This window comes from Colwellia sp. Bg11-28, from assembly GCF_002836245.1.
In the GTDB taxonomy this organism is placed as follows: Bacteria; Pseudomonadota; Gammaproteobacteria; order Enterobacterales; family Alteromonadaceae; genus Colwellia; species Colwellia psychrerythraea_A.
This window is the reverse complement of sequence record NZ_PJBA01000018.1, coordinates 510,539-526,088: the sequence shown is the minus strand read 5'-3', so window position 1 is coordinate 526,088 and position 15,550 is coordinate 510,539. Positions and strand designations below refer to the sequence as shown.

At 37.3% G+C, this 15,550-nt stretch carries 9 protein-coding genes; 4 read left to right on the top strand and 5 right to left on the bottom strand.

All coding sequences use genetic code 11. From position 1 onward, the window contains the following. Positions 1–146 precede the first annotated feature (146 nt). The gene (gene pgi / locus CXF79_RS19530; protein ID WP_101157321.1) at positions 147–1,775 is read left to right on the top strand and encodes a glucose-6-phosphate isomerase; all 1,629 of its coding nucleotides are present in this window, start codon (positions 147–149) and stop codon (positions 1,773–1,775) included. 1,075 nt (positions 1,776–2,850) lie between these two features. Here pgi (CXF79_RS19530) and nagA read toward each other — a convergent pair. From nagA to CXF79_RS19510, 4 genes are read right to left on the bottom strand one after another with little or no spacing between them, the layout of a single operon-like run. Next, entirely contained in the window at positions 2,851–4,029 is a 1,179-nt protein-coding gene (gene nagA, locus CXF79_RS19525; protein ID WP_101157319.1) for an N-acetylglucosamine-6-phosphate deacetylase, read from the bottom strand. Further along, positions 4,019–4,984, bottom strand: coding sequence for an ROK family protein (locus CXF79_RS19520; RefSeq protein ID WP_232769256.1), 966 nt, complete (start codon positions 4,982–4,984; stop codon positions 4,019–4,021). Before CXF79_RS19520 ends, nagA begins: the two co-directional genes overlap by 11 nt. A 2-nt stretch (positions 4,985–4,986) precedes the next feature. Then, entirely contained in the window at positions 4,987–6,117 is a 1,131-nt protein-coding gene (locus tag CXF79_RS19515) for an SIS domain-containing protein (RefSeq protein WP_101157317.1), read from the bottom strand. 51 nt (positions 6,118–6,168) lie between these two features. After that, positions 6,169–7,449, bottom strand: coding sequence for a D-tagatose-bisphosphate aldolase, class II, non-catalytic subunit (locus CXF79_RS19510; RefSeq protein WP_101157315.1), 1,281 nt, complete (start codon positions 7,447–7,449; stop codon positions 6,169–6,171). Between the two features lie 309 nt (positions 7,450–7,758). Between CXF79_RS19510 and CXF79_RS19505 the strand changes: the two genes are divergently transcribed. Beyond that, entirely contained in the window at positions 7,759–10,548 is a 2,790-nt protein-coding gene (locus CXF79_RS19505; RefSeq protein WP_157825907.1) for a TonB-dependent receptor, read from the top strand. A gap of 642 nt (positions 10,549–11,190) precedes the next feature. Here the strand turns inward: CXF79_RS19505 and agaR are convergent. Continuing rightward, positions 11,191–11,964 carry a transcriptional repressor AgaR gene (gene agaR, locus CXF79_RS19500; RefSeq protein WP_101157311.1) on the bottom strand — a complete coding sequence of 258 codons (774 nt, stop codon included), beginning with the start codon at positions 11,962–11,964 and terminating at the stop codon, positions 11,191–11,193. A 303-nt stretch (positions 11,965–12,267) separates the two neighbouring features. On the opposite strand from agaR, the gene CXF79_RS19495 reads away from it, so the two are divergent. Both CXF79_RS19495 and pgi (CXF79_RS19490) read left to right on the top strand, forming a co-directional pair. Beyond that, positions 12,268–13,608 (top strand): sugar MFS transporter, encoded by a 1,341-nt coding sequence (locus CXF79_RS19495; RefSeq protein WP_101157309.1) that lies wholly within the window; start codon positions 12,268–12,270, stop codon positions 13,606–13,608. A gap of 117 nt (positions 13,609–13,725) precedes the next feature. Beyond that, the gene (pgi, locus tag CXF79_RS19490; protein WP_101157307.1) at positions 13,726–15,378 is read left to right on the top strand and encodes a glucose-6-phosphate isomerase; all 1,653 of its coding nucleotides are present in this window, start codon (positions 13,726–13,728) and stop codon (positions 15,376–15,378) included. Positions 15,379–15,550: the final 172 nt, after the last annotated feature.

Here is a 15,550-nt window from a genome sequence, read left to right as displayed (position 1 = left end):
CAAGCATTAACCTTGTATAAAAGTCTTTGATTAATCACGCTAAATAGTCAGTAGTTATGTTTAGCAAATATTGCTCATATCTAAATTTTGTTCTGCAAGGTAATAATTTAGATAGTTTCAAATTTCAGAATTAGGATATAACTTGTATGTTACCAAGCACCCCTGAGTGGAAATCACTCGTCAATCATTATAATAAAAATATACACATACAAATGCGTGATCTGTTTATTCAAGATACCGAGCGTTTTAATGATTTTTCTCTTTCTGCATCTGGAATAATGCTAGATTACTCCAAGAACCGTGTCACTGACGAAACAATGCACTTATTAATGAATTTGGCTGAATCATCAGGTTTATTTAATAAACGTGACAAAATGTTTAATGGCTCGGCTATCAATACCACTGAAAATCGTCCGGTCTTGCATACAGCGTTACGTAACTTTTCAAACAAAGCTGTCTATGTTGATGGTGTTGATGTGATGCCACAAATACAGACAACGCTCGCTAAGTTAGAAAGTTTTGTTAACGACATCTCATTAGGTAAAAAAGTAGGCTGTACCGGCAAAGCGTTTACTGATGTGGTTAGTATCGGAATTGGAGGGTCTTTTCTTGGGCCTAAGATAATGTCAGAGGCACTAAAACCTTATCAACAGTCTCAGTTAAAGGTGCATTTTATTGCTAATGTTGATGGTTGTCATATTCACGATGTGTTGTCTAAAGTAAACCCTGAAACAACACTGTTTATAACGTCATCTAAAACATTAACGACTCAAGAAACATTACGTAATACGCTAACCGCACGTGATTGGTTTGTTGCCACCGCATCAGAGGAAGAGGTTAAATACCATTTTGCTTGTGTTTCGTCTAATGTAGAAGCCGCACAAAAATTAGGCATTGAGAAAGAAAGTATTTTCCCTATGTGGAATTGGGTTGGAGGCCGTTACTCTGTGTGGTCTGCTATTGGTTTACCTTTGGCGTTAGCGATAGGATTTGATAATTACCGTGATTTCTTACAAGGTGCGTTTGAAATGGATGAACATTTCATACATGCGCCACTAGAAAAAAACTTACCTGTTATTCTTGCATTATTAGGTATTTGGTACCGAAATTTTTATGGTGCTCAATCGCAAGTCTTATTGCCTTATTATCATTATTTACGAGGTTTACCAGCTTATATTCAACAACTAGATATGGAAAGTAATGGTAAATCAATTTCAGTTGATAATAAATCATTGTCTTATGATACTGGCCCAATAATTTGGGGAAGTGAAGGTACAAATGGTCAGCACTCGTTTCACCAACTAATCCATCAAAGCAAAACCCCTATTCCTGTAGATTTTTTGATGCCATTATTCCCCTATCATGAAATTGGTAATCATCATGATATGTTAGCTTCTAACTGTTTTGGTCAAAGTCAGGCGTTAATGGCAGGACAAAGTCTGGAAGAAGTTAAAGCGGCGATGAAAAAGGCTAACTGTGATGTATCAGAAATTCAAAAGCTGTCAACTCATAAGGTGATGGAGGGTAATAAACCGAGTAATACCATTTTATTTGAAAAGTTAACTCCTAAGGTTCTTGGCAGTTTAATTGCCATGTATGAGCATAAGGTGTTTGTCCAAGGTGTCATTTGGAGAGTGAATTCTTTTGATCAATGGGGTGTTGAATTAGGAAAGTCGCAGGGTAATAAAGTATTATCAAAAATAACCAATCCTACAGAGATATTAAATATGGATGGTTCAACGAATGAATTAATTAAGATGTATAGAGAACGCTAGTATCCAAAAGTTAATTAATAGCTCGGTATTTAGATCTATTGGCTTTTTTAGTCTGAATCTTATCTATTATTGTCACCTAATTATACCCTAAGTATGCTTGTAAAAAGAACCAATTAAATAAGGGATTAATCTTTATATTTGAGCTGACCTGTGTGCTTGGGTTTTGTTCGGGGCATGGTGATCTCGTATATCTTTTTTGGGAAAAATAATTATATGAAATTCCCTTTTTAGCTCTAAACCTAATCACTAAAGATCAACAGAACCTACTCTTTCTGTGGCGCTCTGGGGGCGAAAACGCCTTAGATTTATTACTCTAATTTTATGTGGACCTTAGTTGATTCTAATGTCCGCTTTTGAGATTGGGTAGATATTTGTACGAAAAATATTGAATAAGATTTTAGGTGTAAATTAATAGACATATTTAAATTATATGTGGCAGTTTTAGGCTAACAAGTTTCAAGTACAGGTATAAACCTAAGGTCAGCTTATGGCTAGTTGAAGAAGTCTCTAATGATCACTAGCTTAATGTTAACAAAGATACGAAAGAAGACCTTATCCTTGGCTTATCTAGCGACATTTGAACCGATGAAAATCAGCCCTTAGTTAAATAATAGAATTGTTCTAAATTTCATCAGGAATTTATAAAGTCAAAAATTCTAATTTGATTAGAAAATACCAAAGCGGACATTAGATTAATATGATTTTAGGTATTAAATTCTGTGGCGCTATGGGGCACATAGGGCCATAGGATTTATGAACACTACGTGGCAGGAGATATTTATACTTTCTGAGTTTCTTGTGAATTTAAAATTTATAATTGTAAATAACTTAAGACCTTTATTGATTTCTATATTTACAATACTTTCTAATTGGTTTTGACAATTAAAGTCTAGAGCGTTCTCAGATTTTATAGAACAAGGCGCCTTTGAATGAGTGCCATATGATATTGCATATCAGTCATAGTTAAGTGAGTAAAACTTTGTCAGGGAACGAGTTAACCCTTAATATCAATTTGAACAGTATATGACGGTAGGCCGTAAGTAATATTACGGCATAACTGTCATGCTGATGTACGTTAAAAGTTTAAAGTAAAGTTATCACTTTTAAACACCAGTTCACCATCAATAATGGTTGCTTGCACATTAAATGCATCATCAACAATGGCAAAGCACGCTCGTTTGTTCACGGAAATACTGCCTAATGAGTCGCTGACACCAAGAAATTCGGCTGGTACTAAACTTGCCATATGTACAGCCTCTAATTTTGGTATATCAGCTAAACTAACCAAATTCGCTATCGCTCTTTCAAGGGTTAATGTACTACCCGCAAGAGAGCCAGATTTAGTGCGTGCAACTCCTTCACTCACTTCAACATCCAACATGCCCAATCGGTATGTGCCATCACTCATGCCACCCGCAACAATGCAGTCACTGATTAAGCCCATCTTTTTTGGACCTTTCATACGATAAATCATTTTTAAAATGCCAGGGTGAAGATGCACACCATCAGCAATCACTTCTACATAAGCATCTTTGTCTAATAAAACGGCGCCAGCACAACCGGGGTCCCTATGATGAATGCCTTTCATACCGTTAAATACATGTACACCGCCGCAGGCGCCAGCATGTAATGCATCACAAGTTTGCTGATAATTTGCATTAGTATGGCCAAGCATCGCTTTTATGTTATTTGCTGATAAGTAGCGAATGATTTCTTCTGAGCCAGGTAATTCAGGTGCTAGGGCTACGACCTTAAGCGCTCCTTGTGCTGCATTTATGATGGCGTTAATATTCTCTTTACTTAGTGGTAAAAAGTATTGTTCATCATGAGCGCCTTTATGGTCTTCAGTAAAAAATAAGCCTTCATTATATGCACCCAAAACCTGTGCACCACTTGGCTGACTTTGATAGCTATATCCTATGTTTTCAAAGGCGGCTAAAGTGTTCTCCCAAGTAGAGGTTACGGTGGTTGCTAAAAACCCCACTACGCCATGTTTTGCTAATGAAGTAGAGATCGTCTCTATAGCTTCTGGGGTCGCATCCATCACATCAGCACCTTCACGACCATGTATGTGAAGATCTAAAAAGCCCGGCAATATAGTTAAGTTATCTAGCTCAACGATAGGAATACTTTCTGAGGGACTATGGCATATATCGGTAATCAGACCATTAGTAATCAATATATAACAATTACTTTCAATGCTGTTTTCTGTATAGGCACTATTTGAGTGTAAGTAGTATTGTTTAGCTTTCACTGAATTGCTTCCTTAATATAGCAGCGCCTCTAACGCCACTAGAATCTCCGTATTTTGCTCTTTTAATTACAGGGCAGTGAACACCTGAAAAAAGGTGGTTATTGACGAAACTCGGAAGTGACTCAATGACTTGATCTATCTTTGAAACACCGCCACCTACAACAATAATATCTGGGTCGTAAGATAAAATGAGTGAGGCGAATGAAGCGCCTAGCAAGTCCATATAACAATTGAATGCCGTTTTAGCAATTTCATCCCCTGCATTTAGCTGTTGAACAAAATGATAGGTATCACGGTTTTTAGCGCCAAAATATTGATAAATCCAAGCAAGACCTGGACCTGATACATAGGCCTCATAACAACCTGTTAATCCGCACCCACATGCTTTAATTGGTAAATCATATTTATCGATTAAATAAGCTGAAACCGGCAAATGACCATACTCTCCGGCAAAACCACTGCGGCCATTATAAAGTTGACCATCAATACAAAAGCCTCCTGCAGCGCCAGTGCCGATAATGGCGCCATACACTCTTTTATAACCATCACCTGCGCCACCAACACTTTCAGACAAGGCAAAAAGTCGACAATCATTGCCAATGGAGACCTCACAGTGCAAGGCCTCATTTAGATCTTCTACTATGTTTTTACCTGTTGAACAGGGCACATTGGCAGACTTAACCAAGCCATTTTTATCAATAATGCCAGGCATACCTATACCGATTATCGCACTTTTAGCGTAACGATCATTTGCTTCTATGACTAGGTTACAGATAGTTTGAACGAATTCACTATAGCTTTTTGTTGGTGTTGGTGTACGCCAGCTATCTAGAAGCTGTAACTCCTGGGTGAAAACACCAATTTCAATTTTTGTGCCGCCGATGTCTAAACCATAGATTATTGATTTATCATCTTGCCCTCTTATTGGGGCAATACTTTTTACAGCCAAGGTCATGATTAAGACGCCTCCAAATCAAGTTTATAGATAGTTACACCTTGCACAACTCTATTTACTTCGCCAGTTGGACATGGATTATCTGGAGTGATATTGGCTTGCATTGATTTAAAGAATGACAATATCTGACAGTATAAAATATAAGGTAGACTAGCCCAAACATCATCAAGTTCTGTTGTTTGGCCAAAGAATTCATTATTTAACGTGGTAATGGCTAAGGCTTGATTATCACGTTGTATTTCGTTGAGTAAATCTTGGTCATATGACTTGGTATACTTATCACTAGAGCAGAGTAATACTACTTCTGTATCTGCATTCATTAACGATTTTGGTCCATGACGAAATCCTAAAGGACTCTCACAATAACTCAAAATTTGACCAGATGTTAGCTCTAATATTTTAAGTGCAGCTTCACGAGCTATCCCCTGAAGGCCACCAGCGCCCAAAAATACTAAACGTTTTGTTGGCTGTAAAGCCTGTTTTTTCAGCACTTCAACGCCACTTTCTAAAAAGCTTTCCGCCCATTGTGCAGCACGCTCTAATTGCTCTTGTTGAGGGGAGAAGATAGCTAATGTGCTAACTAACATTGAAGTAAAACTACTCGTCATAGCAAAGCTTTGGTCTAAGGTGCCTTCAGGCATAAGCACAGAAAACACATTATTTTTATTTTTAGCGCTTAAAGCTAAGCTACCTTCAGGGTTACAGGTAATAACTAAGTGGTAGCAGTTATCTATCACTTGGTTAGCAAGGTCGACCGCAGCGACACTTTCAGGGCTGTTACCTGAGCGGCCATAAGAAACCAATAATGTTGGAATATCTTTAATTAAGTATTGTTTAGCATTACCAACTATATCTGTGGTGCTTATCGCTTCAAATAGTCGGCCAGTTTGCTGACTTAAATGTGGAGCAATCGCCTCGCCCACATAAGCAGAGGTGCCAGCGCCAGTTAATATTATGCGCATATTTTTATTTTTTAATAGCGGCGTCAACCAAGTATCAATACTAGATACATTCTTTTCTATATGACGAGTTGCTTCACGCCAAATTCGTGGTTGTTGACATATTTCTCGGGCGGTCCAATAACCATTTTGTGACTTTAAAAATTCTGTGTTGTACGATAAAAGTTCAGACATTAGCTTTCCTCAAAACTGATTTGATTAAAAGGTGATATTGATAAGGTAAATTTATTGCTTCCAACAAGCGTAAGCATAAGCTTCAGTTACTTGCTTGATTTTTGCTTTCACTAACGCTTCTGGTGTTGCGACAAGTTTGTTAGTTCTAATTGCTTTGTATTGTTCAGGAAGAAATTGACTAATAAGCGGCGAAGGAATGCCTTCACGGCTTAAATTATCGAGTAATTGCTTAACTGCACTTTGAATGCGTGGTTGATTCCAGTAATACCTAATGCGGTCACTATAACTATAACGACGATATAAGGTGCCTTTACTTGCAGGGACAGGATAAAATCGTTGCCAGTTTTTTGGTGATTCAAGCATTTCTTGCTCACATACCGTGCGTAAATGAGATCGGTTTTCTACCGGGATCAGTTCATCCTCTATATACGACAGTGCAAAGAGCGCTTCACGTAATGCTAAAGTTAGTTGAGGCCCAACTTTCAAAATACCAAAATGGTCTTGAATTAACTCAACATAAGCACTTTCATTTTGATAATCAGATGAATGCGCTTCATAAACAATATTAGGTATGGTTGTTATATACTCTTTAAGTGATATCGCTTTTTCTGATTGATAATCAATAATACTAGTATGATCAAACTCAACGCCGGGTTGAACAACTAAACCTATCACACGTTGCCAAGCTTCAACTAAGCCAAGCGCTAAAAAAGCACTATTATGCAAAGCTAATGTTTCTTTTACCTTTGCGACAGAGGTTAACTCTAAAGTTTCTATTTCTTCAGCTGCGCCGCCTGGAGGTGGAACTTCAGTACCCACTACATAAACTAAATCAGAGTGTCCAAATTTTTCTTTAGCCATTGTCTCTGCAACTAAACACAGCTCTGCAGCACGAGTCGCCACCACTTCATCAGGCAAACATTCAGGATCATCAGCACAGCTCATGCTGGTATCTAAGTGGATTTTTTTAAAGCCAGCCGCTACATAACTAGCAATCAGATCTCGTGCTTTTAACATTGCTTCTTCAGCACTTTCATTTACCCAGCAAACCGGACCAAGATGGTCCCCACCGGCAATAATGTTGTTTCGGTCAAATCCAACTTTGTCGGCGATAGTACCAATAAAATCTAGAAAATCTTTTGGCAACATACCGGTATAGCCACCAAATTGGTTAACTTGGTTTGCCGTAGCTTCAATTAATACTGGCGTACCGTCTTGTAACCCTTGTTCTAGTGCTGCTTCTATTACTAACGGGTGAGCTGAACAAATTGCATAAATGCCTTTATTCTCACCATTACGGTTAGCGTGTAAAACAGTCTGTATATCTATCATGTAAAACTTCCATTTCAGTGTAAATGACTTGTATTTATAATACATTACTTTCATTACCTTTCAAATGAAAAATAAATAAATATATCTTTCCGTTTTATTGTTTTGGTTTACTTACTGTTTTTGTTGGTTTTTATGGTTGTTATTCTCGGTTTTCTAGTGAATTATAACTGCAAGGTAAAAGAAAGTTCTTGAAAGTTACTTTTATTTTTTATATAAAAGATTTAGAACATGACATGGAGATGTGTTGCGGGTCAGTTTTTAAGATGCGACACTCATCAAAAAAATAAAATTACAATAAAGGTGAATAGAATGAAATATCGAACCCCACAGTTACTGAAGTTAAGTGCTTGTATAATGCTTGGATTAGGTACTCTTCCTTTTAGTTCTGCTTTTGCAGCTGATAGTGAGTCAAAAAAAGTAAAAGCAGATGATGTAGAAAAGATTGAAGTAAGAGGGGTGAGAGGAAGTCTTAATCGCTCTTTAAGTGATAAACGCATGAATACCGGTATTGTTGATAGTATTAGTGCGGAAGATTTTGGTAAGTTTCCTGATAATAATATTTCAGAATCATTACAACGTATTCCAGGGGTTACCATTGAACGAGATTTTGGTGTTGGCTCTACCGTTAACCTTCGAGGTTTAGGCCCAGAATTTACCATGGTACAAATTAATGGTGTATCTTCAACATCTTCAGGTTTTAGTGGACAATTAGATGCAGAAGGTGGTCGTGAATTTGACTTTAGTTTACTTGCCTCAGAATTATTCAGTCAGGTAACTATTCACAAAACAGCCTCCGCTAAGCAAACTGAAGGTGGCCTTGCCGGTGTTGTTAACTTAGAAACACCCAGACCGTTTACTTATGATGCTAATGACCCCAAGTTTACGGCTTCAGTACAAGCGAGTCAGGGCAGTTTATCTGAAGAAACTACACCTAGAGCTTCGATGTTTTTTACTAATAACTTTGATGACGTATGGGGAGTAGCAGCCTCTGTTGCTTATTCTGAAGTTGATACGGTAGTTAATGAAAGTGGTACTTGGAAATATGCCCGATTAGGTGAAAATATCAATTATCGCGCTACCGGTGGTGATGTGCATGAGGCGCCTAAATACGGCCATGCCATGATGCCAGATGACCCACGTTATTTGCGTAATGACATTAATCGTGAGTCTTTAGGTACTACTTTAACGCTACAATATAATGCGACTGAAGATTTACAGGTAACGTTTGATAATATTTATGTAAGCTCTGATAGCTTACGTGAATATAATCGTATTGATGCTACGTTAGAGTGGGATATTGGTGGTGAGCCAGATACTGCTGTTATTGATAATATTGGTGGCCAAGACTATATCACTTCAGCGGCATTCCCTAGAGTGCGAAACCGTGTAGGTACTCAAAATATTGATCGAGAAGAGACGTTCGCTTCACATGTATTAAGTGCAGATTGGACGCTTACTGACTCATTAACTGTTCGTCCATTAATTGGTTATACCAAACGTACGGGTGAAGAAGAAACTTACCTTTATTCTTTTTATAACCGTATGGCGACGCAAGTACAAAAAGCTGGCGCTGGGTATGAGTTTTATCCTGTTGGTGGTAGCCCGGAATATTATGGCGATCAAAACAACGCAGAAAACTTTTTGTTCAATGTAGTGTTCAGTAAAGATCGTAAAAATGAAGATGCTGAGTTAGTCGCTAAACTTGATTTTGAGCAGATGCTTGATTTTGATAACTTAGTCAGTGTTGAATATGGTGTTTCTGTTAGTGACCGTGAAAAAACGCGTGATTATGATTTTTGGGTTATGGGTGATAGCGCTGTTCAACATATGAATCCGGAACATTATGCTGCCAATCAAAGTGCATGGGGTGATTTTTGGGGTAATGGTCCAGCACAAGGCCAAGACGATTTGTTATCAGGGGCAGGTATGACACTTGCACCAGTGCTAGGTGCAAATCAAGATTATACTGTTGATGGTATTAATGGCCCAAGCACATTACTTTATGCAGACCATGCGTTAATGCAATCAACTTACATGCAAGGTATGCATGGTGATGATGTTGCCAATAATACCTATAAAGCGGCAGATAGTGCTGCAGGTACTTATGATATTACTGAGAAAACCTTAGCGGCTTATATACAAGCTAACTTTGAAACAGATAATGCTAACTTTAATTTTGGTTTACGCATTGTAGATACTGAAATTGAATCAAATGGTTCATTGTTGCAAAGTGGTAGCATTGACCCAGTTAACTATAAGAGTGGCTATACTGAATTTTTACCTAGCTTTAACTTAAACTATGAAGTTAGCGAAGACGTATTGTTACGTACTGCTTATTCAAGAACGATGACTCGTCCACCACTTGCAAGTTTATCACCATCAACGTCAATTGATGCTTCTCGCTTAGAAGGTAAAAAAGGTAATGTTAATTTACTACCTTATACCTCAAACAACCTTGATTTAGGTGCGGAGTGGTATTTTGCTGAAGAGTCGCTTATTGCAGCAGCAATCTTCTATAAGAAAATTGATTCACTTGTTGAAAATTCAGTGGAGACTGAAGTGGTGACTTATCGTCATCAAATCTCTAATGAACCTATTACAGGGCCAATTGATTTTACCCAGCCACAAAATGGTACTGATGCCTCGGTTCAAGGTTTAGAGTTAAGTTTTCAAAGTCCATTTACTTTTGTATCAGAAAGCTTAAGTAACTTTGGTACTATCGTAAACTTTACTTATACCGATAGTACGGCTTCTTTTGCTGATGAAGGTGATATTCGTAGTACCACATTGCCAGGTCTGTCTAAAAATAGTTATAACGCGATTGTTTATTATGATAATCAAACGTTTGATGCAAGACTTTCGTATGCATGGCGTAGTGAGTATGTTGATTACTTCCCTGAAGCGAAATACCAAGATGCTTACGGCCAGTTAGACTTCTCTTCTAATTACAATATCACTTCAAACTTATCTATGCAGTTTGAAGTGCAGAACATCACCGAAGAACAAGTCGTTAAAATGCAATCTAATAACCCTCAGCTAGCTATTAGCTTAGAGCAACTAGAACGCCGCGTAATGTTTGGTATTCGTTACTCAATGTAATGCCAATGCAGTAAACCTTTAGGTGAAAGGGTATATGTCCTTTCACCTATTCTCTTCTAGCACGATCAACCCCTTTAAATTTATTTAACTCATTTAAGCGTTTTGCATTGTTAAAACTTTAACTTATCCCCGTTTAGTCCCGTCAATTTCAAAAAATACAATATAGACATTTCAAAGCGATTATCTTCGTAAAATACAAGGTTAAGCTATTAATCGTGGTGCGGATAGAATCATTAATGTCGGCGATGAAGCCTTGGTTTGGGATTGTCATTTAGGTGATAACCAACTATGAAAACTAGTTGGAACAGATTATGGCTTTTTCAATATTCAATCGAAGAGTGAAAGCACGGTTTTCCTTGATATAAAGCAGCTAGTGCTAACGTGTTAGCTAGCAATGAAACTATCTCATTACAAGCTTGTAGCGGCAATCATAATTAACAATGGGTATTGGTTGGGTGACGTTTAACATAAGTATATTAATAGCAAAAAATGCTCGCTATGTTAGCGAGCATTTTTATGGTTTAGAGTACGTGGCTTATATTGGGACGAATATATCGAAAAATTAATATTCGGAAGGATATTAGCAGCTCATTAAATTTTGTAAGTAATATTTAGTGGCTGCTCAAGGGAACCTTAAACAGACTAATCTACATCTACAATAATAAGTTTAATGTTATTCGCCTCAAAATAATCTTTGTATTCAACAGGGATATTACTGTCAGTAATAATCGTGGTAATGGACTTTAACGGCGTAATAATATGAAAACCCGTTCGGCCAAATTTTGAGGAATCAGTTACTGCAATCACTTCTTTAGATACTTCACACATTAAACGGTTAAGTGTTGCTTCATGTTCAAAGTGAGTGGTAATGCCTGAAGATATGTCAATGCCATCAACCCCCAAAATCACTTTATCAAATCTTAAATTGCTTAAACTTGATTCAGCTTGTCTACCATAGAATGAAAGGGATTTATGACGTAATGTGCCACCGGTCATTAACACTTCAGTCTCTTCGAAGTGAGCAAGCTCTGCAGCAATGTTTAAACCGTTGGTCATAACCATTAAGTTTTTATGGTCGTGAAAAGATTTTGCTACTTCTTCAGTCGTTGTACCTGAATCAAGAATAATGTTTTCATTATCTTTGATAAGCAGGCTAGCAGCTTTAGCAAGCTTCTCTTTTATGAGTAAGTTTTCACAGTGCTTTTCTTTTACTGATAGCTCTTTGGTTATTTTACTAATCGCTACAGCACCACCACGAGATCTCACCAAAAACCTTTTTTTATCTAGGTCATTTAAATCAGTTCTTATTGTTACCGTTGATACATCAAATTCCTTGGCAAGATCAGCTACGTCAACACGACCTAAGTCATTAACTTTGTTAACAATAGCGTGGCGCCTTTCAATTGTATTAAGCATTTTATCTATTTCATTTTTTCATATATGTTGGCAATATTAGCAGCATTACCTTCTCCTCACAATGAAAGTAAATGAAGTTTATTGTTTTTATTGTTTTAAAATAATAAAAAAATATAAAACAGATGTCGCCCTAATAGATTTACTGTGCAGTCTGGTCAATCTCTTTTATAAAGCTATTACCATATTAGTTACATAAAATTACATATGTGAAAGTAATTGAAAGTAATTATGTCGTCAAATGCTTTTGTTTTGGTGTTTTATTAGGTAGTATTGAGTAATTATTTTATAAGTGAGGAAAATTCAATGGAAAGAGCATTAAGAAATAACGATACCTATATAGGTAAAACTAACTTTATGCCGATGATAATCATTGGCGGACTGTTTTTTATATTCGGCTTTGTTACCTGGATAAATGGTGCGCTTATACCTTTTTTACAAACGGCCTGTGAATTGAGCCATTTGGAAGCGTATTTAGTGACGATGACCTTTTATATTGCCTACACCATCACGGCGTTGCCGGCGGCAAGTGTTTTGAAGAAAACAGGTTATAAAAATGGCATGGTGTTGGGGCTTTTTATCATGGTGGTAGGCTCCTTGTTGTTTATTCCTGCAGCGAATGAACGATTTTTCCCATTATTTCTGTTTGCACTTTTTGTGATGGGAACAGGATTAACATTACTACAAACTGCTGCTAACCCTTACATCGTGTTGCTTGGCCCTCAAGAGTCGGCGGCAGTGCGTATTAGCATTATGGGTTTGATGAATAAAGGCGCAGGTATTGTTGCACCAATACTTTTTACCTCGCTGTTATTTAGCGATATAGCTATGTATACAGATATAAGACTCAATGCCTTAGACACAGCCCAAAGATTGGTAGAACTAACTGAGTTATCACAGCGTTTAATCCAGCCTTATTTGGCGATGGCTGTCATTCTTCTAGTGTTAAGTGCAGTGATTTATAAGTCACCACTACCTGAAATTGAGCAAGAGACAGATAATAATGAAGACTCCAATACCTTAGCTATCTTAGCTTTTCCTCAGTTAGTGTTAGGTGCAGTAACCTTGTTCTTTTATGTGGGTGTTGAAGTTATTGCTGGCGATACAATAGGTTTGTTTGGTAAGGCGTTGGGAGTTGTTAATTATACCCAATTAACATCCCATACCATGGCATTTATGGTCATCACTTATTTGATCGGTATGGTATGTATCCCACGGTTTATTAGCCAAGAAAAAGCCTTAACAATTTCTGCGCTACTAGGTCTTTTTTTGAGCGTACTCATTATGCTTTACCCAAGTGAAAGTTCTTATATATGGACTTATCTTTTATTTTGGACAAGCGAGACCAAAATTCCTGACGTTGTTATTTTTGTTGCTATGTTAGGTTTTGCCAATGCCTTGGTATGGCCAACAATATGGCCAATGGCACTAAACGGACTGGGTAAGCATGTGAGTACAGGCTCTGCATTATTAATTATGGGTATATCAGGTGGAGCCATCTTACCTTTTGTTTATGGCATTATTTCTGATTTATCAGGGGATGTGCAAATGTCTTATATGATCATGATTCCATGTTATTTATTTATTTTATTCTACGCACTTAAAGGGCATAAAATGATTGCTTGGCAGTCAAAGGCTGATAAGTAGCAGGGTTAAGCCTCATAGCTAAGTCCTGAAATTAGGCCTGCAGTTAAGGCACTAGCGAAGCTTCAGTTGAACTAGTGCTTCTATTTTTATTTTAAATTTATGTTTTAGGTGTTTTAAATGATTGGTCGAGTGGAATTACCAAGTTGGAAGTTATTAGCGGAGCACGCTAAAGAGATGAAAGGCCTGCACATGAGTGCTTTGTTTGATGAACATGAAAACCGTTTTGCCGAATTCTCAATAAAATTAGCGCCATTTTTACTTGATTACTCTAAAAATCTAATTACAACAGACACTATGCAGTTGTTATTTTCACTGGCTAAAGATTGTGAAGTTGAGTTGTGGCGTAAAAAGATGTTTAGTGGCGAAGCCATCAATAGAACAGAAGGCAGGGCGGTACTACATACCGCTTTGAGAAATAAAACGCAGCGTACTATTTATGTTAATGGTGAGGAAATATCAAAAGCGGTACAAGACTCTTTAATAAAAATGGAAAGTTTTAGTAATAAAGTACGTGAAGGACACTGGCGCGGTTATTCAGGAAAGCGCATAACCAATGTGGTCAATATTGGTGTCGGTGGTTCGAATTTGGGTCCACAAATGGTAACGGAAGCATTAAAACAATACAGTGATAATAGTGTAAATGTTCATTACGTTTCGAATGTTGACGGTACTCAAATTGCTAACATATTAAGACCGTTGAACCCTGAAAGTGTGCTTTTTATTGTTTCTAGTAAAACATTTACAACCACTGAAACGATGAAAAATGCTCAAACAGCGATGAAGTGGTTAACATCATCATCCTTTGATGCTGCTGCGATTGAAAAACACTTTGTTGCCGTTTCGGCAAATAAAGCTAACGCTACTGAATTTGGCATACTTGAAGAAAATATTTTTGATATGTGGGATTGGGTTGGCGGTAGATTTTCATTGTGGTCAGCTATTGGTTTGCCAATCGCGATTGATTTAGGTTTTGAAAAGTTCATGGAATTACTCGATGGTGCACACGAAATGGATAAACATTTTTGTGATTCCCCTATTGATGAAAATGCCCCCATTATTTTAGCTTTGTTGAGTGTTTGGAATTGCACTTTTTTAGGTGCACAGTCTCAAGCCATTTTACCTTATGATCAATCATTGCATATGTTTTCAGCCTATATGCAACAAGCTGAAATGGAAAGCAATGGAAAATCAGTGTCTTGGTACGGTGTACCCATTGATTACCCAACCGTGCCTACTATTTGGGGAGAGTTAGGGATTAATGGTCAACATGCTTTTTATCAATATTTACATCAAAGTAATAATGTAGTTCCGGCAGACTTTATTGGCTCTATTGAAAGTGTAACACCAATCAAAGGTCATCATGAAACACTCATGGCTAATTTTTTTGCACAAAGCCAAGCATTAATGAATGGTGTTAATGAACAGCAAGTCAGGGAGGATCTTAAAGTAAAGGGACGAACGCCTGAATACATTAATCAAGTAGCACCGCATAAAGTCCATAAAGGGAATCGACCCACTAATACTATTTTAATGAGGCGTATATCACCGCGGACTATTGGTAGCTTAATCGCCTTGTATGAGCATAAGATATTTGTTCAAGGGATTATTTTACAAATTTGTTCTTTTGATCAATGGGGCGTCGAGCTAGGTAAAGGTTTAGCCAATAAAATAGAAGTAGAGTTACGTTGCGGTAAAATCAATCCTACACATGATAGCTCAACTAAAGAATTGATCAATTATTATCAAACCATTAAAAATACTAACCTGTAAAATAACGAATAACCGCGTTATTCTACAAACAAAATTATATTATGTGCAATAAATTTCACTGGCCAACTTTGGACCAAATATTATTACAGCATTTATTATTAATAATGAGCTACACCAATATCAGCATCAAGTACTTCTCCTTCCTATTACGCTTCGGGGGCGAAGCGAGTTA